Origin of the sequence: Enorma massiliensis phI (assembly GCF_000311845.1) — a bacterium.
GTDB lineage: Bacteria > Actinomycetota > Coriobacteriia > Coriobacteriales > Coriobacteriaceae > Enorma > Enorma massiliensis.
Genome location: NZ_HE978575.1, coordinates 300729 through 318754 on the forward strand (window position 1 = coordinate 300729; position 18026 = coordinate 318754).

13 protein-coding genes and 1 tRNA gene are annotated in these 18026 nt (G+C 63.2%); 9 read left to right on the forward strand and 5 right to left on the reverse strand.

Annotated features, from left to right (window positions below; genetic code table 11):
- Positions 1-7: 7 nt before the first annotated feature.
- Positions 8-883 (reverse strand): methylenetetrahydrofolate reductase, encoded by an 876-nt coding sequence (locus HGEM_RS08000; protein WP_019128909.1) that lies wholly within the window; start codon positions 881-883, stop codon positions 8-10.
- A 489-nt stretch (positions 884-1372) separates the two neighbouring features.
- Here HGEM_RS08000 and HGEM_RS08005 point away from each other — a divergent pair, with 489 nt between their 5' ends.
- Positions 1373-3463 carry a glutamine synthetase III family protein gene (locus HGEM_RS08005; protein WP_019128910.1) on the forward strand — a complete coding sequence of 697 codons (2091 nt, stop codon included), beginning with the start codon at positions 1373-1375 and terminating at the stop codon, positions 3461-3463.
- Between the two features lie 380 nt (positions 3464-3843).
- On the opposite strand, the gene HGEM_RS08010 is transcribed toward HGEM_RS08005, so the two are convergent.
- A tRNA-Glu gene (locus tag HGEM_RS08010) sits at positions 3844-3920 on the reverse strand.
- A 146-nt stretch (positions 3921-4066) separates the two neighbouring features.
- On the opposite strand from HGEM_RS08010, the gene nudC reads away from it, so the two are divergent.
- Positions 4067-5158 (forward strand): NAD(+) diphosphatase, encoded by a 1092-nt coding sequence (gene nudC, locus HGEM_RS08015; protein ID WP_019128911.1) that lies wholly within the window; start codon positions 4067-4069, stop codon positions 5156-5158.
- A 20-nt stretch (positions 5159-5178) separates the two neighbouring features.
- Here nudC and HGEM_RS08020 read toward each other — a convergent pair whose 3' ends face one another.
- On the reverse strand, positions 5179-5652 hold the full coding sequence (locus tag HGEM_RS08020; RefSeq protein ID WP_019128912.1) for a universal stress protein: 474 nt from the start codon (positions 5650-5652) through the stop codon (positions 5179-5181).
- A 303-nt stretch (positions 5653-5955) separates the two neighbouring features.
- Here HGEM_RS08020 and HGEM_RS08025 point away from each other — a divergent pair, with 303 nt between their 5' ends.
- The 4 genes from HGEM_RS08025 to HGEM_RS08040 all read left to right on the forward strand — a co-directional run bounded on the left by HGEM_RS08025 (position 5956) and on the right by HGEM_RS08040 (position 12302).
- Positions 5956-7608 (forward strand): MFS transporter, encoded by a 1653-nt coding sequence (locus HGEM_RS08025; RefSeq protein ID WP_019128913.1) that lies wholly within the window; start codon positions 5956-5958, stop codon positions 7606-7608.
- Positions 7609-8226: 618 nt separating this feature from the next.
- Complete coding sequence (locus HGEM_RS08030; RefSeq protein WP_019128914.1) at positions 8227-9840, forward strand: peptide chain release factor 3; 1614 nt, start codon at positions 8227-8229, stop codon at positions 9838-9840.
- A gap of 645 nt (positions 9841-10485) precedes the next feature.
- Positions 10486-11763 carry an ammonium transporter gene (locus HGEM_RS08035; protein WP_035101612.1) on the forward strand — a complete coding sequence of 426 codons (1278 nt, stop codon included), beginning with the start codon at positions 10486-10488 and terminating at the stop codon, positions 11761-11763.
- Positions 11764-11963: 200 nt separating this feature from the next.
- On the forward strand, positions 11964-12302 hold the full coding sequence (locus HGEM_RS08040; protein WP_019128916.1) for a P-II family nitrogen regulator: 339 nt from the start codon (positions 11964-11966) through the stop codon (positions 12300-12302).
- A gap of 29 nt (positions 12303-12331) precedes the next feature.
- Here HGEM_RS08040 and HGEM_RS08045 read toward each other — a convergent pair whose 3' ends face one another.
- The gene (locus HGEM_RS08045; RefSeq protein ID WP_019128917.1) at positions 12332-12976 is read right to left on the reverse strand and encodes a tRNA (cytidine(34)-2'-O)-methyltransferase; all 645 of its coding nucleotides are present in this window, start codon (positions 12974-12976) and stop codon (positions 12332-12334) included.
- Positions 12977-13376: 400 nt separating this feature from the next.
- Between HGEM_RS08045 and HGEM_RS08050 the strand changes: the two genes are divergently transcribed.
- The 3 genes from HGEM_RS08050 (at position 13377) to HGEM_RS08060 (ending at position 16431) form a co-directional block, all read left to right on the forward strand.
- Positions 13377-14225 carry an aldo/keto reductase gene (locus HGEM_RS08050; protein ID WP_019128918.1) on the forward strand — a complete coding sequence of 283 codons (849 nt, stop codon included), beginning with the start codon at positions 13377-13379 and terminating at the stop codon, positions 14223-14225.
- A gap of 330 nt (positions 14226-14555) precedes the next feature.
- Complete coding sequence (locus HGEM_RS08055) at positions 14556-15095, forward strand: PTS sugar transporter subunit IIA (protein ID WP_019128919.1); 540 nt, start codon at positions 14556-14558, stop codon at positions 15093-15095.
- Between the two features lie 472 nt (positions 15096-15567).
- Entirely contained in the window at positions 15568-16431 is an 864-nt protein-coding gene (locus tag HGEM_RS08060) for an aldo/keto reductase (protein WP_019128920.1), read from the forward strand.
- A 280-nt stretch (positions 16432-16711) separates the two neighbouring features.
- On the opposite strand, the gene HGEM_RS08065 is transcribed toward HGEM_RS08060, so the two are convergent.
- On the reverse strand, positions 16712-17554 hold the full coding sequence (locus HGEM_RS08065; RefSeq protein ID WP_019128921.1) for a LysR family transcriptional regulator: 843 nt from the start codon (positions 17552-17554) through the stop codon (positions 16712-16714).
- Between the last annotated feature and the right edge of the window lie 472 nt (positions 17555-18026).

Genomic DNA, 18026 nt, shown 5'->3' on the forward strand with positions numbered 1-18026 from the left:
TCCGGCGCTATCGGCCGAGCGCCTGCATCGCAGCGGACGCGACCGAGGGGCGGTTCATGGTATAGACGTGCAGGCCGTCCACGCCGTGCTCCTTGAGGTCTTGGAGCTGGCGGCATGCGTAGTCGATGCCCGCCTGCGCGAGGCTCGCCGGGTCATCGTCATATTTGGCCAGGAGCTTGATGACGGGCGAGGGGAGCGACGCCCCGCACATGAGCACCATGCGCGTGATCTGCTGCTTGCTTACAAAGGGCATGATTCCGCAGGTGATGGGCACCGTGATGCCGGACTTTTCGGCAAGGTCCAGGAACCGGTAGCAGTATTCGTTATCAAAGAAGAGCTGGGTAACGAAGAAGCTCGCCCCTGCATCCTGTTTGAGCTTAAGATGCTCGATGCTCGTCTCGAGGCTCTCGCATTCAATATGTCCTTCGGGATACGCTGCGCCGCCCACGCAGAATCCGGCCTCGATGAGCGCGGGGATGATCTGGGCCGCGAACGAGAAGTCGCTTGGGGCGCCGTAGAGCGGGCTGTCTTTCGTGGGGCGATCGCCGCGAAGGGCGAGCACGTTCTCCACACCAGCGGCCTTGTACTGGGCGATGCGCTCCTTGAGCCCTTCCTGCGTGAGCGAAATGCAGGTAAGGTGCGCCACAGAGTTGACGTTGAATTCGCTTTCGAGCATCGAGGCGATGGCGGCGGTCTGGGCGAAATTACCGCCCCCGCCGGCAGAGCAGGTGACACTGATGAAGTCTGGCCCGTAGGCGCTCAGCTTCTTTGCCGCGTCGTGGGCCTTGTCGAGGGTGAGCTCCCCCTTGGGCGGGAACATCTCGAACGAAACGGGGATCTTGCCTGCTGCGTGGGCTTTGGTAAAGATGTCGTCGACGTGCATGGTTCGCCTTTCGGTCGAGGTGCTCGAATCGTTGCCCTGTACAATGTCATGCGCCGTGTGGTGCCGCGAGGTCAGCGGGCCCCGGTGCACGGTGCCGCCGCCGAGGTGGCGCTGCCAAGCTGGCGCGCTGCGCGGTACCGCCGAAACAACGCCGGAGCAGCGCACCCGGCATGCCGCCCAGGCAGCGCGCCCGGCATGCCAACGACGGCGCTTCCGGCATGCCGCCGAGACGACGGGCACTGTTAGCATTATGGAAGCTGAGCGCACTGCTGTGAGGCTGATTTTAGAAATTATTTTTATCGCGTCCCGGTAGCGTGCCGTAACGAGCCTCCGCGGCGCTCATGCTGTTACACTAGCTTCTCGGAATGGTATCGCGCCCGCAACGCGTCCGAAATGCCGCGGAAACATGGCGCGACTACCCTGCTTTGTGTTCAGCAGGCAGTTGTTGCCGCGGTATGTGCGCGCGGCGCGTGAACGAAGGGAGCCTCGATGGCAGACCTAACCGATCGCTTCGGGACCATGGTGTTCTCGGAAAGCGTCATGCAGGATTACCTCCCCAAAGACGTGTACAAGACCCTCCTTGCAACCATCGAGGAAGGTGAGCCGCTCAACCTGGACGTTGCGAATGCCGTCGCGCACGCCATGAAGACGTGGGCGCTCGAGCACGGCGCGACGCATTACGCGCACTGGTTCCAGCCGCTTTCCGGCATCACGAGCGAGAAGCACGATAGCTTCCTCGAGCCGGCGGGCAACGGCACAGCCATCACCAAATTCACGGGCAAGGCGCTCATCCAGGGCGAGCCCGATGCGTCGAGCTTCCCCAATGGCGGCCTCCGCGCTACGTTCGAGGCACGCGGCTACACCGCATGGGATCCCACGAGCCCTGCCTTCATCAAGGACGAGGTGCTCTGCATCCCCACGGCTTTCTGCGGCTATAACGGTGAGGCGCTCGACAAGAAGACTCCGCTTCTGCGCTCCATGAAGGTGCTCGACACGCAGGCCAAGCGCGTGCTCGCGCTTTTCGGCAAGACGCCGAAGCGCGTGGTGCCGAGCGTGGGCCTCGAGCAGGAGTACTTCCTTATCAAGAAGGACGCCTACCGCAAGCGCCGCGACCTCGTTATTACGGGCCGCACGCTTTTCGGTGCGCCGCCGTGCAAGGGCCAGGAGCTCGAGGAGCATTACTTCGGCGCTATCCGCCCCTCTGTTTCCAAATACATGAAGGCGCTCGATGACGAGCTGTGGGCGCTCGGCATCCCGGCGAAGACCAAGCACAACGAGGTCGCGCCGTGCCAGCACGAGCTCGCGCCCGTGTATACCGAGCTCAACGAGGGCATCGACAACAACATGCTCGTGATGGAGAAGATGAAGCTCGTGGCCACGAATTTCGACCTCACGTGCCTGTTGCACGAGAAGCCGTTCGAGGGTATCAACGGGTCCGGCAAGCACAACAACTGGTCGATTAGCGCCGGTGACGAGAACCTGCTCGACCCGGGCGACACCCCGCTCGAGAACCTGCAGTTCGTGGTGTTCCTCACGGCGGTCATCGAGGCGGTCGACAAGTACCAGGACCTGCTGCGCATGTCGGTGGCGAGCTGCGGCAACGACCATCGCCTTGGTGCGAACGAGGCGCCGCCGGCGATTATCTCCATCTTCCTGGGCGACCAGCTCACCGAGGTCGTGCAGAAGATCATGGACGGCAAGGCGAGCGTCCACGCCACGCATGGCGTGCTCGACCTGGGTGCCGACGTGCTGCCCAACCTGCAGCAGGACAACACCGACCGCAACCGCACCTCGCCGTTCGCCTTCACGGGCAACAAGTTCGAGTTCCGTGCGGTGGGTTCCGAGGCTAACCCCTCCGACCCGAACCTCGTGCTCGATACCGCCGTTGCCGAGGCCCTGAAGGAATTCGCCGACGCGCTCGAGGGCACACCTGAGGACGACTTCGCCGAGAAGGCACTCGAGTACTGCAAGCAGAAGCTGATCGAGCACCGTCGCATCCTCTTCTCGGGCGACGGCTACTCCGACGAATGGCAGGCCGAGGCCGAGCGCCGCGGCTTGGCGAATCTTCGCACCACGGCCGACGCGCTGTCCGCGATGGTGGCTCCCAAGAACCTTGCGCTTTGGCAGAGCATGGGCGTGCTTTCCGAGACCGAGGCGTTCAGCCGCTACGAGGTGAAGCTCGAGAAGTACAACAAGCTCATGAACATCGAGGCCACGACGATGATTCGCGAGGCGCGCCGCACGTACCGCCCGGCGATTACCGCCTACGCCACCAAGGTCGCCAAGGGTCTGGAGACCATTCGCGCTGCCGGCGCCGATGCAGCCATGCAGTGCGAGCAGAACACGCTCAACAAGCTGTGCAACGGCATCACCGAGATCAACGAGTCCATCAAGGCGCTCGACGCGGTGCATCAGAAGGCCGAGGCGCTTCTCGACGCGCAGGGGCAAGCGAATTGCTACGCGCATGAGGTGAATCCCGCCATGGAGACGCTGCGTGCCGCGGTGGATGCCATGGAAGAGATCGTTGCCGCCGATTACTGGCCGGTACCGACCTACGACGACATCCTGTTCTACGTGTAGGGCGCACTCCCGGAAGAAGCCCCCGCTTCCTCCTTCGCTGGTCCTCGGAGCTCGGCTTTGCCGAGCTCCTGCGGAATCGCTCAGGAGGAAGCGGGGGCTTCCTGCGTTTACCCTGCCCGAAAGGCTAAAAGGGACGCTGTTGCGGGGCACTTGCAACTTTTGGGCACTCGGACGCCGATGGGCAGAGTAGCCGGAACCATGGCAAGCCGATGACCTGCTGTTTTGATAACGCTTAGACCGGGTATACTCGGCGAGTCTTCGGTCAAGTGCCCAAAAGTTGAAAAGGGCTCGTCGGCATCCGCTTTCTGGCCATGAGCTACGCTCCGCAAACGAACGAACCCGCAGGGCTCAAGGCCTCGCGGGTTCGTACTTCTTGCATATGGTGCCCCCAGCGGGATTCGAACCCGCGATCTTCGCCTTGAAAGGGCGACGTCCTAGGCCGCTAGACGATGGGGACAGCATCGGTAGAGTATAGCAGAGCGCTGCGCGTCCGCCAAGGTCGATTGACGATGGTTTCGTGGCGCGCGCGTTCATCGCGCCGAGCTGCGCATTCGGCAGGCGCGTATCATAGATGTAGCTGGCTCGCCACGGGGAGGCGCAGACATGGAGACGGGATTTATGGACCGGTTGCTACTTGCACAGACGACCATTGACTACGATGTCGACCGGCGCAGCGAGGAGGGGCTCATCGGGCGGTTGCTTGCAAGCGACCGCACGCGGGTGGTCATTGTCGATAACGGGCTCGTCGCCGTGCCCAAGCGCTTTGGGTCGGTGACGCCGGCGGCGCTTGATTGCACGGCCGATCCCGCTGCGCCCCGCCCGGATGCCGAGGCCCCCGTTGGGACGGTGCGGCTAGCTACGGTTAGCGCCGCCGATGTGCGATCCGAGGAGCATCGGCCGGGAGCGCTCTTTGTATATCTTGGGCTCGATCGAGAGGTGGGGCCATCTGCACAGCCCGTTCCGTATCTCGCCCTCGACATCACGCGCGCGGTCGATGAGCCTCGTAATGCTGCCGTCGGTGCCGATCACGAGCTCGGCCGCTCGGCTGTCACCTTTTCGCAGCGAGCGCTTCGCGACTTTGATTGGGTGGAGCTACGCTCGTTCGCGCCTTGCGCGTCGACGCGCGATGCTGGGCTGGCCACGAGTGCCGTTGCGATCTGCGCATGGCATAGCCAGCAGCGGTTCTGCCCAGCATGCGGCGCTCCAGTGCGGCCCGTGCTCGCCGGCTGGGCGCAGGCCTGCACGAATCCCTCAGATGCGGACCGCCTGCTCTTCCCGCGCATCGAGCCCGCGGTGATCACGGCCATCGTCGATGACGAGGAGCGTATCCTCTTGCAGCACAACACGGCGTGGCGCGAGCGGTTCTACTCGGTGTCTGCCGGATTCGTGGAGGCGGGCGAGAGCCTCGAGCACGCGGTGCGCCGCGAGGCGCACGAAGAGGTGGGCGTGGGGCTCGACGAGGTGTGCTACCTCGGTTCGCAGCCCTGGCCCTTCCCGGCGTCAATCATGTTGGGCTTCCGGGCCCACGCTCGAACCGCAGAGGTCGCCGTCGACCATGAGGAGGTTGCGGCGGCGCGCTGGTTCACGCGCGAGGACCTTGCCCGTGCCGTCGCGTCGGGTGAGGTCGAGCTGCCTGGCCGCGCGTCCATCGCCCGGCACATGATTGAGAACTGGTACGGCGGGGAAATCGGGTAAGCGGAGCGAGCGCACGCTGCTTACTTCACCGTAAGCACCGGCACGTCGACCGAGCGCAGTACGCCGAAGCTCACGCTGCCGAGCATGCCGCGGAGGGCTCCAAGGCCACGGCGCCCCATGACCACGAGGTCGATGTTGTGGTTGTCCACGTATTCCGCGATGCCTTCCACAGGAGAGCCTGAAAGTGCCGCGCTCGTCACGATCTGGCACGAGGCGTCGTCGCGCGCGTCATCGACCACGTGCTGGATTTCGGTGCGCATGCGGTGGAGCGCGGGCCCCATGACGCCGTCGGATTCGAGCTCCTCGCTTAGGTTATCGGGCGCATCGAAGGCGTCGCTGCTGAGCGTGGGCGAGGCGAGCGGCCCTGCCGCTACGACCGTGACAACGTGAATCGTAGCTTCGGGATCTCCTCCCACCATGCCGAACGCGATGTGCAGCGCGCTCAGGGCGTGTTCAGATTCGTCGTAGGGCACCAGGACGTTTTTGAAGAACATGGCGGCTCCTTCCCGCATGACGACCTTTCCTTGGTTATACCCGGGCAGCGGGCGTTTTCCCTGTGGAAGGGCGGCGGGCTGCGCAAGCGGCGGGTGGGGCGGGGCGAGCGCGCAGGCGGTTGATTTTACTGTGAGGCAGGCTGTTCGCTGGCGCTGCCGTGCTATGATGCTGCGGCCGATCGCGGTGCGGTCGCCGGTCAATGGCGGCCACCCGCACGCGATAAGCGCCTGGGGCTGTATGCCCCGGGGAGGCGCGCTCCAAGGCGCGTGGATGTGTCCGCGTCTGCCTGGGGAGGTTTGCGCATGAATCATGCTGAGAACAGGCAATCTGTCGAAGTGGCCCGCAGCGGGCGGGAGACGTGTGCCGCGCAGGCACCCTGCGCTGTGCAGGCACCGGACGCTGTGCAGGTGCCGTGTGCCGCGCAGGCGTCGCACCCTGCAGAGTCGCCACGTTCCGCGCAGGAGCAGGGCGGTGAGCGTGTACCGCGCCCTGCACAGGCGTCGCAGTCCGCGCCGACGCCGCATGCCGTGCCTGCGCCCCGTCCGACCGCTGGCAAATGGGTCGTGCTCTTCACCGTCGTAGCCATGACCTTCATGTCTACGCTCGACAGCAGCATCGTGAACGTTGCTCTGCCCGCGATGCAGCGCGAGCTCGGCGTGGGGGCAGCCGATATCCAATGGGTTTCGAGCATCTACCTGCTCGCATGCTGCGTAACCGTGCTCGTGTTCGGCCGCTTGGGCGACCGTTACGGCAAGGTGCGCTTCTTCCAGGTTGGCGTCGCGCTCTTTACAGCGGGCTCGGCGCTCTGCGGCCTTGCAACGACGCTGCCCGTGCTCATTGGCGCCCGCGTGGTGCAGGCGCTTGGCGCCGCGAGCGCGACGGCGAACAACATGGGCATCGTGACCGAGGTGTTCCCTGCGAGCCAGCGAGGCCGCGCGCTCGGTATAACCTCGACGTTCGTGTCGCTCGGCCTCATGTGCGGCCCCACGATCGGCGGCATGCTTGTGGCGGTGTATCCGTGGGAATCGATTTTCCTCATCAACGTGCCGGTGGGCATCGTGGCATTTCTGGTGGGCCTGAAGACCTTGCCGCGCGACGCGCCGCGCACCGAGGCCGGCCGGTCCGCGCGCACGGGCTTCGATACCGCGGGTTCTCTACTGCTCGCTCCGGCGATTACCTTCACCTTCTTCTCACTTACCAGCCTCGCGAACGGCGCCACGCCGCTCCTCATGGGCTTGCTTGCGGCGGGCCTTGCGTTGCTCGTGGTGTTCGTGTTGGTAGAGCGCCGCGTGGAGGCTCCGCTTGTCCGCCTCGACCTCTTCGGCAACGCGGTCTTTTCGGCCAACCTTGCCGCGATGTTCCTCTGCTTCCTTGCGGTGGGCGCAACCGAATACCTGCTTCCCTTCTTTTTGCAGGACGCCTGTGGGTACGAGTCGAATGTTGCCGGCTTCATCCTCACGGCGATTCCGCTCGGCATGGCCATCATGGGCCCGCTGGGCGGTGCGCTCTCGGACCGTATCGGCAGCTTCTGGCCGTGCCTCGTGGGGCTTGTGATCTACGCAGCGGGCGTCTGGTTCGTCGGCGGGCTTTCGGACGATGCGGGCGTCGTCGTTATCGTGTTGCTTATGGCGGCCATGGCGGCGGGCACCGGACTGTTCCAGTCGCCGAACAACGCGCTCGTCATGGGGTCGGTTGAGACAGAGGACCTCGGCTTTGCGGGGAGTCTCGTCTCGCTCGTGCGCTACATGGGTATGTCGGCTGGCGTGACGGGTGGCACGGTGCTGCTGTACGGGCAGATGAGTTCCCTGGCAGGCCATGCGGTGACCGGCTATGTGGAGGGGCGCCCGGAGCTCTTCCTTGCGGGCTTCTCGTTTACGTTCGACGTGCTCGCCGTGCTCGTCCTGTTGGGCGCGGCCCTGCTCGTGGTGGGCGCGGTCTTGAAGCGCGGGCGTTGATGCGCGACGGTTGCCGTTTGGCAGCCGCCGCTCGCATACCGATCCGGCTTGAGTGCTCGCATCGGTTCGAGCGCCCGTGATGGTTCGTTCGTTTGCGCTCGCCCGCCCCTGCGCCCGCGCCGGCACGCCCCTGCCGGTCGTCGCGCGTGCGCCGGCCCGCGCACCCGCACGTGAGCCACATGTCCATGCCGGCCTTCGCGCGTGCGCCGGCCCTCGCACCCTCTCGCAAGCCGCATGCGCGATCCGACCCGTGTCGAGCGGACGCGGGCGAAGTAGTCCCGTGTGTCGGGGTCCCATGCGCGCAATTCATTCTCGGGCAAGAATGTGTCGAAAAGATGGCTCTAGAAGCCGAGTTTCGACACAATCTTGCCCAAGAATGAAGATCGATGAGGAGTCGGCGGTTCGGACGCGTACGCTTTCGGCATCGGAGGGGGTGCGCAGACGGCGTGGGCGCGGGCGAAGTGCGTTACAATACGTCCGGTTGAAATCGCACATCATCGGAGCACAGACGCACGTCCTGCTTGCCATGCTCGCGCTTGCACCTGCCGCTCGTCGCCTCGCGCGTCGGCGGCCACATGTCAGCGCATGGCAGACCGGCGCGTTGCGCAGAGGAGACCCATGCCAAGCATCGCCGAAGAGGTCGCTTCGCGACGCACCTTCGCCATCATCTCGCACCCGGACGCGGGCAAGACCACACTTACCGAGAAGCTCCTCCTCTATACCGGCACCATCCAGGCGGCAGGTTCGGTAAAGGGGAAGAGCAGTGCCAAGCACGCGGTCTCCGACTGGATGGAGATCGAGAAGCAGCGCGGCATCTCGGTGACTTCGTCGGTGCTGCAGTTCACCTACGACGGCTGCTGCGTGAATATCTTGGACACCCCCGGCCACCAGGACTTTTCGGAAGATACGTACCGTACGCTCATGGCCGCCGACGCCGCCGTCATGGTGATCGATGGCGCGAAGGGCGTGGAGGCGCAGACCGTTAAGCTCTTTCGCGTCTGCGCGCTGCGCGGTATTCCCATCTTCACGTTCGTGAACAAGCTCGACCGCGAGACGCGCGACCCGTTCGATCTTCTGGACGAGATCGAGACGGTGCTCGGCATCTCGACCTACCCCATGAACTGGCCCATCGGCTGCGGCCAGAATTTCCGCGGCGTCTTCGAGCGCGCGAGCCGCCATGTGCTCGCTTTCGAGGGCGACGGCCGCGCGAATGCCACCAAGAAGGTGGATGAGATTGAGGCCGAGCTGGGCGATCCAGCGCTCGATGAGCTCATCGGGGCCGAGAATCACCGTAATCTCATGGACGACATCGAGCTTCTTGATGGAGCGGCGGACGAATTCGACCTCGAGGCCGTTCGTGCGGGCAAGCTCAGCCCCGTCTTCTTTGGTTCGGCGCTCACTAACTTCGGCGTAGAGCCGTTCCTCAAAGACTTCTTGAGGCTTGCGCCGGCACCGAGCCCGCATAAGGACGCGCTCACGGGCGAGCTGGTCGACCCGGCGTCGGACGAGTTCTCCGGCTTCGTGTTCAAGATCCAGGCCAACATGGACAAGAACCACCGCGACCGCATCGCCTTCCTGCGCATCTGCTCGGGCAAGTTCGAACGCGGTATGGACGCTTTCCATATGCAGGGCGGGCGCAAGCTCAAGCTCGCCACGGGCACGGCCATGATGGCCGACGACCGCGCCATCGTGGACGAGGCGTACGCGGGCGACATCGTGGGCCTCTTCGATCCGGGCATCTTCTCTATTGGCGACACGCTCTGCGCCGGTAAGCGCCGCGTGCAGTATGCGGGCATCCCTACCTTCGCGCCGGAGCATTTTGCGCGCATCAGCCAGGTGGACACCATGAAGCGCAAGCAGTTCGTGAAGGGAATGGAGGAGCTTGCACAGGAGGGTGCGGTCCAGATATTCCGTGAGATTGGCGCCGGCATGGAAAGCGTAATCGTGGGTGTGGTGGGCGTGCTTCAGTTCGACGTGCTGGAGCAGCGGCTCAAGAGCGAGTACCACGTTGAGGTGCGCCGCCAGCCGCTCGGCTACACCGATATTCGCTGGATAGCCAACGAACCTGGCTCGGTGGACGTGAAGGCGCTCGACCTTACGCGCGACACCCTGCGCGTGGAAGACATGCGCGGCAGCAAGCTGCTGCTGTTCACGAGCCCCTGGAACGTTGACTGGGCGCACGATCACAACCCTGAGCTCGAGCTTTCCGAGTTCGGCAACGTTTCGTTCTAGCGCCTGCGCCTGTGACGGCGTTGGGGGCGTCTGGTCTGCAGGCGCCCGCGCCGGAGGCGTCTGATCCGCAAGTGCCGGTGCCCGCGCCCAGGGCGTCCGGTCTGCTGGAGCCGGGGCCCGCGCCCAGGGCGTCCGGTCTGCTGGAGCCGGCGCCCGCGCCGGAGGCCACCAGCTCATGATCATGGACGGCGAGCAGGGGACTGTCGACTTTCCCTCTTGCGAGCGCGGCGTGACGGGGCCAGGAGAGACTTTCCATGGCGTTCATAGCTATGTACACGCGCGTTTCCGGCGCGTTGCGGGCTGGTTTCTCTTGCGTGTACGTGTGCTTTCCGCCCCGTTGCCGTTCGGTTGCCGATGTTTCAGGCTCGTTGTAGCTCGGTAAACGAGGCGAATCTGCCGGGCGGCGACCGTTTAGCTTTTTACCATAGTCGCATTCCATCGGAAGCGGGCCTGCGTGCCGGCGTGGTGGCTCATCGCGAGTTCGGGCCATCGGATTCGCGGCGTGCCATCAGGTGGCGAGTTGCCATGCGGCGTGTGGAGCGCGCCGTGCAGCAACGTAGCCGTACGGCCGTGTAGCCACGTAGCCGTGCGGCCGTGTAGCCACGAAGCCGTGCATGACCCGCTCGATACGAAGGGGGAATGCGCATGTATGACACTGGCTCTACCGCGTTCATGCTCGTCTGCACGATGCTCGTGCTCCTGATGACGCCGGGGCTCGCCTTTTTCTACGGTGGTCTCTCGCGGCGCAAGAACGTCATCAACACCATGTTCATGTCATTCATGGTGATTGGCATCGCGGGGCTCACCTGGGTGTTTGTGGGTTGGTCGCTCGCCTACGGCGGGAGCGGCGACAATCCTATCATCGGTGGTTTCGACCAGGTAGGACTCGCTGGAACAGTTGAGCTGCTCCTTGCGGAGGCCCAGAGCGTGCCCGACGGCACCCTCTACCCAACGGTTCTCGACATCGTTTTCCAGATGGCGTTTGCGCTCATCACGGCTGGCATCGTGACGGGGTCAGTGGCCGGGCGCATGCGCTTCGGAGCGATCGCGCTGTTCATCGGCATCTGGTCGGTCGTGGTCTATGCGCCGCTCGCGCACATGGTGTGGGGCGGTGAGGAAAGCCTCATCGGGGGTATCATCGGCGCGCTCGATTTTGCCGGAGGCGACGTGGTTCACATCAGCTCGGGCCTCACGGGGCTTGTCCTTTGCCTGTTTCTCGGCGGCCGCAAGGGCTTCGGTCTCAAGACGTACCGCGCGCATAATGTTCCGTTCGTTGCGCTCGGCGCGGGGTTGCTCTGGTTCGGATGGTTCGGCTTCAACGGCGGGTCGGCGTTCGCGGCGGATCACATCGCGGTGCTCGCAGTGCTGAATACCGTGGTCTCAAGTGCGGCAGGTATGGCCTCATGGATGGTCGTGGACCGATTGGCAACGGGAAAGTGCACGCTCGTTGGCGCATGCACGGGCCTCGTCGCCGGCCTCGTGGTGGTCACGCCGGCGGCAGGCTACGTGGAGCCATGGGCTGCGGTGGTCATGGGGATCGTCGTTTCGCCGGTGTGCTTCTTTGCGATCTCGCATCTTAAGGCGCGGCTTGGTTACGATGACGCGCTCGATGCGTTTGGTTGTCATGGCATCGGCGGTATCCTGGGCGGTGTTCTAACCGGAATCTTTTGCGTTCCGGAGCTTTCGCCGACGGGAATCGGCGGGCTCATCTACACGGGCAATGCGGAGCTTCTTGCTGACCAGGTGCTGGGCATTCTCGTTACGGTGGCGGCCGTTCTCGTGCTCGATGTGGCCATCGCGATCGTGGTGAAAGCCGTGTTCCATGGGCGGTTGCGTGTGGACGGCGGCGAGGAGGCGCTCGGCCTTGACGTGGCTCAGCACGGTGAGAGCGCGTACCCGGCGTACACGGGGCTGGATGTGTAGCGGCGCACTGGTAGAGTGGGCAGCGGGCAGCGCCGCATGGACAGACGACTCGCCCGTTCGAGCCGGCGGCGGGAATGTTGCGCAGGCAAGGGGGCAATGCCCGGGCGGCTGGCGTTGCCACGCGGACGACGGCCCGGTGCCGTAGCCTCGGCAACCGCCACCTATCCTGCGAGAGCGAAGGTATTCAACAGGAGGATTCCATGAAGCAAATAACGGCAATCGTTCGACCCGAGATGCTCGAGCCGCTCAAGGATGCGCTCACCAGCGCGGGCGTGCATGGCATGGCGGTTTCGGAGGTGCAGGGTTTCGGCAACCAGCGTGGCTGGAAGGAGTTCTATCGCGGTACCGAGGTGCTGCTCAACATGGTGCCCAAGGTCAAGATGTGCCTCGTGGTGGCAGATGGGGAAGTCGAGGAGCTTATCGATATCATTTGCGCGGTTGCTAAGACGGGCGAGGTCGGCGACGGCAAGATTTTCGTGACCCCGGTCGAGGAGGCTGTTCGTATTCGCACCGGCGAGCGCGGTGAGGACGCCCTGTAAAAATGATAAAACGAACCGGGTTCGTTTTATCATTCCATGCCGGGGAAGTCAGTTTGGCGGAGCGCCTCATAGAGGACAACGGCGGCTGCATTGGAAAGGTTGAGCGCGCTGATGCGGTAATCCGCGGGATCGATGAAGTTGCCGCAGATGTCTTGCCGTCGAAGCGCCTCATGCCCGCCCGCTTGGCCGCGTTCGGCTTGCTCCGCCGGAGCGTACCCCTCTTCGGCGAGCTCGCCGGTGCGGTGCTCCCAGGCGGCGCGGTTGGCGAGCGTCGCCTTGTCAGGCAGCATCGGAATGCGTTCGCAGCTCTCGGCATAGCGCGCGAGCAGCTCCTCGGGGATGCCTGAGCTCTCCTTTCCGAGAACGAGATAATCTCCGTCGCGGTACGTGGACTCCGCATGGGTTCGGCGCGCTTTCTTGGTTAGAAGGTGCAGCCGGGGTTCGGGACCGCGCGCGGCCAGTCCATTGCGGAGACAGAAGTCGTTCCAGTCCGGGTACACCGCAAGGTCGAGATTGCCCCAGTATCCCAAGCCCGCCCGCTTGAGCGCGCGCTCGTCGAGCGAGAAGCCGAGCGGTTCGATGAGATGCAGCCTTGTGCCCGTGACCACGCAGGTTCGGCCGATATTGCCCGTATTGGCTGGTATCTCCGGCTCGAACAGCACAAGGTTGAACATCGCGGCCTCCTCGCAGGGGACAAAGGTGCTGAGTTGGGACAAGGATGGAACAAAGGCGCCAGGATATTGTGTCCCACTTCAGGCTTCAAAGCAAAACTCTCGCCAAAGGATCGAATTTTACGCGTACGTCCAAGTATCACGAAAGTGCGCAGGCCCTCTAGCTGGCATTCTTTCGAGCGCAATTGCGGCTGTACTCGGATGGTGGCCAAAAATTCGATCCTTTGGCGAGAGTTTTGCGTCGCGGGGCCGCATTGGATGTCTTGAGGCTTGTTTTCCGGGCGAGTATGCGTCGCGCGCATAGCGGCATATCGGGGTAGACGGCGGTGTGCCGGCCTGCTGCGGACACAATGGTGGCGAAGCACAACGATGCCGTGCGAGCACGGCGGAAAGCGAGGCTACCATGGAGTATCTGAAGCTTAACAACGATGTCAAAATGCCGGTCGAGGGCCTGGGCACCTTTCTTATGAGCCCGGCCGAGGCCGAGGCTGCGTCGCTCGCGGCACTTGAGGCCGGCTACGAGCATATCGATACTGCGAACGCCTACATGAACGAGAAGGCTGTGGGCCGCGCCATTGCCAAGAGCGGTGTTGTGCGCGATAAGCTTTTCGTTTCTACCAAGCTTTGGCCCTCGGTCTACGAGGCCGGCGACGCTGCCATCGAGGGCACGCTCAATCGCCTGGGCTTGGATTACGTTGACATGCTCATCCTCCACCAGCCGGTGGGCAACTACCTCGCTGCATGGAAGACCATGGAGAAGGCCTATAAGGAGGGCAAGGTTCGCGCGCTCGGCCTTTCCAACTTCCCGCAGGGGAAGATTGCCGAGGTCATCGATCATGCGGAGATTAAGCCGCAGCTCGTGACGGTGGAGTGCCACCCGTACTTCGCCCAGTCGGACCTCCGTGAGTACCTGAGCCAGTACGGTATCGTGATTGAGGCTTGGTATCCGCTCGGCCATGGCGACAAGGGCCTGCAGGAGGAGCCGTTCTTCACCAAGCTTGCTGAGAAGTACGGCAAGACGCCGGCTCAGGTCATTCTACGCTGGCATGTGCAGATGGGTACGTCGATCATTCCGGGCTCCAAGAATCCCGCCCACATCGCAGATAACGCTGACATCTTCGATTTCGAGCTCACTGACGAAGAGATGGCAGAGGTCGCCAAGCTCGACGGCACGAAGAAATTCTACGAGGCCACCGAGGAAGCGCTTGCTGGTTACCTCGCTATCAAGCCCGACTTCGACGCGCAGGAGTAGCGGGCTCCGGCGCTGCATGAGATGGCAGTGAGATTGTTGCCCCACGCTCGCTTTCGGTTTGCTCCGCATCCCGTTCGGATGCGCTTCGTATTTTGTTCCGAAGCGCGCCCCCGTGCTTTGCCTCATCCGGTATGAACCTGCAACCGTATCATTGCATTCTAAGAAATGGTTGCGGTATTTGAGCTGCGTCGTGCCGAGGTTCTGCCGTAGCGACCACGGTGACGTGCAAAGACGACGCACGGGTGGCGTAACTGATAATCCTCGCGGAAGACGGGGTAGAAGGCTCGTAAACTGGTGGTAATGACCAGCCTTTGTAAAGGAGCGAACTGTATGGGACTCTTCGATAAGTTCAAGAAGGCCGTTTCGGCTGAGCCTTCCGCCCCGGCCACGCCCGCTGCGATCACCGCGCAGGCTTCCGACTTCGCGCTGTGCGCCCCGGTTTCGGGGAAGGCCGTCAAAATGGCCGACGTGCCCGATCCGGTCTTCAGCGGCGAGGTGCTCGGCAAGGGGTGCGCGATCTGGCCCGAGAACGACGTGGTGTATGCGCCCGTGTCTGGAGAAGTGACCGTGACCATGGGGCATGCGGTGGGCCTCAAGAGCGATAGCGGCGTCGAGGTTCTCGTGCATGTGGGCGTCGATACCGTGGACATGAAGGGCCGCGGCTTCACGGGCTATGTGAAGCAGGGCGACCACGTAAGCGCCGGCGACCCCATGATCAAGATCGATCGCAGCGAGATCGCCGCCGCTGGGCATCCTGATTGCGTGGTGCTTGCCGTGTCCAACACGGCTGAGTATGCCAGCGTGACCATGACTGCCGAGGCAGATGTGCACGTTGACGCGGGCGCCGCTGTCGTGGAGGTCGCGAAGTAGGCGTCTGCTCATACGTTACACAGTGTGTTTCGAACGGCGCTGCAGGTGAGTTGCCTGCAGCGCCGTTTTTTGCGCGAGGGAGGTGTGCTTGTGGGCCGGCGTGCTCCTACGATGTCGTCCTCTGCATAGACGGGTTCATAAACTTGCCGAGTGCTCCGCATAATCTTGCCGAAGTTACGTGATTTGCGACATTCGATAAGTTTTTGCGGAGCACTCGACAAGATAGTGAGCGGTATTGCGGAGAGGTCCCCATAGAAGACGAGATAATCATCGTCTGCTTGTTTTTGAGCCCTCCTCTGATGAAGGACCTTCTGGGCTGTTTTCGCATTGCGCCGAGCATGCATCTGGCGTATAGCGGCATATCGTCATAGACGCGGGAATAGCCGTGGCATGCGAGCACAATGGAGCCAAGCACAAGCCATGCACTCGCGGCGCCACGGGTTACGGCGCGGGAGGCACAAAGGAGGTTCCCATGGAGTACAAGACCCTTTCCAACGGTGTGAAGATGCCCATGCTCGGCTACGGCGTGTTCCAGATCGACGACGCTACCACCGAGCGCTGCGTTGCGGACGCCATCGCGAGCGGTTACCGCATGATCGACACAGCTCAGGCGTATGGCAACGAGCGCGGCGTGGGCGCCGGCATCAAGGCGAGCGGCGTTGCGCGCGACGAGCTCTTCATCGTGAGCAAGGTGTGGGTTTCCAACTACGGCGAGGGCAAGACCTACGACTCCATCAAGCAGTCGCTCGAGCTCCTTGGCGTGGATCAGATCGACCTTATGCTCCTGCACCAGGCCTACAACGATTACCATGCGGCGTGGCGCGACATGGAGCGTGCGTACAAGGACGGCCTCGTCCGCGCGATCGGCATTTCCAACTTCGATCCCACGCGCCTGCTCGACATCTGCACGTTCGCCGGGGTAGCGCCGATGGTCAACCAGGTCGAGACCCATGTGTTCTGGCAGCAGCATTACGCGCATGAGAACATGGAGAACCTCGGCGTAGCGCACATGGCGTGGGGTCCGTTCGCCGAGGGCGCCAACAACTTCTTCCAGAACCCGCTGCTCTCCGAGATTGGCGAGAAGTACGGCAAGTCTGTGGGCCAGGTGGCGCTGCGCTACCTCCTCGACCTCGGCGTCATCGTGATTCCCAAGTCTACGCACAAGGAGCGCATGGAAGAGAACTTCGACGTGTTCGACTTTCAGCTTTCCGACGAGGATAAGGCGAAGATTGCCGAGCTCGATTGCGACCGCTCGATTTGCTATGACCATCGCGACGTGCAGCTTATCGGCGGCCTGCTGAATCTTGTGAAGGGGCAGATTGCCGCGCAGGCGTAGGCGTGCAGCCGAAAGGCATGGTGGCATGCGCGCTCGGTATCGAGCGCGAGGCGATAGTGCAGGATAGGCGGGTGTCCTTCGGGTTGCCCGCCTTTTCTAGTGCGGGAATAGGCCGATCGAAAATGATAAAACTAACCCGGTTAGTTGTATCACCCGGTTAGTTGTATCGTATGGCGGGGCCGGAGCATGTTCCAGCGCTGCCTTGCGTACAATATCGGTCCTGCTTGGCCGCGGGTTCCATTGCTGCCAGGGTGTTCACCGGGCGACCTCGGCTGCGCAGCTACCGCCTAACCGCCTCGACGATATCCAGCACGGCCTGCGGCGCGTCGATCATGGCGACCACGTAGAACGTGGCGTGCGCGTCGGCGTCTTGGATGGGCACGCGCACGCGGTTCTCGTCGGGGTGGTTGAACTCGGATACGTCGGTGACAAAGCCCAGCACATCCGACGTGCGAATCAGCTGTGCGAGCACGTTGGAATCCTGCTGCATGATGATTCGCGCGTTGGGCAGTGCCGCGCGCGTCATGTCGCCCCAGAAGCCGACGTCGGCGTTCATGAGGAAGGTGCGCCCGTCGAGGTCCGCGAGCCTGACGCTCGTCTGCTGCGCGATGGGGTCCGTTGCCGGTGCGTAGATGAAGAGGTTCTCGACCATGAACGGCACGCAGACCACGTTGGGCAGGCCGATGGGCCGCCGCGTGATTGCAAGGTCGGCCGAGCGGTCGAAGAGCCTTCTCTCGACTTCTTGCTCGTCATCGATGGTTTCCGAGGTGAGCATGGTGCCCGGAAAGCGCTCGGTTACGCGTGAGGCGAGCCTCCAGACCGGTGCCGGTGCGACGGACGCGACGTTGAGCGTGCGGTTGGTTCGGGTAAGGTCGTCGAACGCATCGCGCATGCGGCGCTCCTCCGCCAAGATGGCGCGCGCGTGCTTGAGGGCGAGTTCGCCGGCCTCGTTGAGTTCAACATGGTTGCGCGATCGGTTGAAGAGCTCGCAGCCCAGCTCGCGCTCGAGCGCGCGCATGGATCGGCTCACCGATGGCTGCGAGGTGTGAAGCGCTTCGGCAGCGGCGGAGAAGGTGCCGGTGCGGGCGATGGCGTCTATTTGGCGAAGCTGTTCGAATTCCACAGCGAGACCTTTCACGAGGCGCGTGCAACTGCTACACATTCTGCAACTATTCCCGCTGGATCACTGGGTTATGCAGCGAGAGAATAGAGGCGATAGGCGGCAATGCGATGCGGTGCGGCGCGGCAGCGCGATGCGGGTGGCGGCAGCGCGGCGTGACGGCGGTGCGGCGGCAGCGCGGCGGAATGTTTTTGCACGCTGCGGTTCGTCTCCGTTGAGTGTTTTGAGCTGCCGGTCTGTCGTATTTGGGACAGGCTTGCGGCACTTTTGCATAGATTTGCTGTCGAATGGAGCTACCATAAACAAAAGTCCGGCCAAAGGATCGGATTTTCACCTACCCCTGAAGTAGACCGTTTTTACGCGAGCCCGTGAGCAGGCATTTTATGGCGGGCTGCTCTCTGTATACATAGGGGTATCCCGAAAATCCGATCCTTTGGCGGGAGTTTTGATCCCGGCCTGCGCTTTGGATGCCGGA

Bases quoted from the DNA above. Each gene is read 5' to 3' on its own strand.
- HGEM_RS08060 (WP_019128920.1), top strand. From the start codon at position 15,568: ATGGAGTACAAGACCCTTTCCAACGGTGTGAAGATGCCCATGCTCGGC.
- HGEM_RS08005 (WP_019128910.1), top strand. From the start codon at position 1,373: ATGGCAGACCTAACCGATCGCTTCGGGACCATGGTGTTCTCGGAAAGC.
- HGEM_RS08040 (WP_019128916.1), top strand. From the start codon at position 11,964: ATGAAGCAAATAACGGCAATCGTTCGACCCGAGATGCTCGAGCCGCTC.
- HGEM_RS08025 (WP_019128913.1), top strand. From the start codon at position 5,956: ATGAATCATGCTGAGAACAGGCAATCTGTCGAAGTGGCCCGCAGCGGG.
- nudC (WP_019128911.1), top strand. From the start codon at position 4,067: ATGGAGACGGGATTTATGGACCGGTTGCTACTTGCACAGACGACCATT.
- HGEM_RS08045 (WP_019128917.1), bottom strand. From the start codon at position 12,976: ATGTTCAACCTTGTGCTGTTCGAGCCGGAGATACCAGCCAATACGGGC.
- HGEM_RS08055 (WP_019128919.1), top strand. From the start codon at position 14,556: ATGGGACTCTTCGATAAGTTCAAGAAGGCCGTTTCGGCTGAGCCTTCC.
- HGEM_RS08050 (WP_019128918.1), top strand. From the start codon at position 13,377: ATGGAGTATCTGAAGCTTAACAACGATGTCAAAATGCCGGTCGAGGGC.
- HGEM_RS08035 (WP_035101612.1), top strand. From the start codon at position 10,486: ATGTATGACACTGGCTCTACCGCGTTCATGCTCGTCTGCACGATGCTC.
- HGEM_RS08020 (WP_019128912.1), bottom strand. From the start codon at position 5,652: ATGTTCTTCAAAAACGTCCTGGTGCCCTACGACGAATCTGAACACGCC.
- HGEM_RS08030 (WP_019128914.1), top strand. From the start codon at position 8,227: ATGCCAAGCATCGCCGAAGAGGTCGCTTCGCGACGCACCTTCGCCATC.
- HGEM_RS08000 (WP_019128909.1), bottom strand. From the start codon at position 883: ATGCACGTCGACGACATCTTTACCAAAGCCCACGCAGCAGGCAAGATC.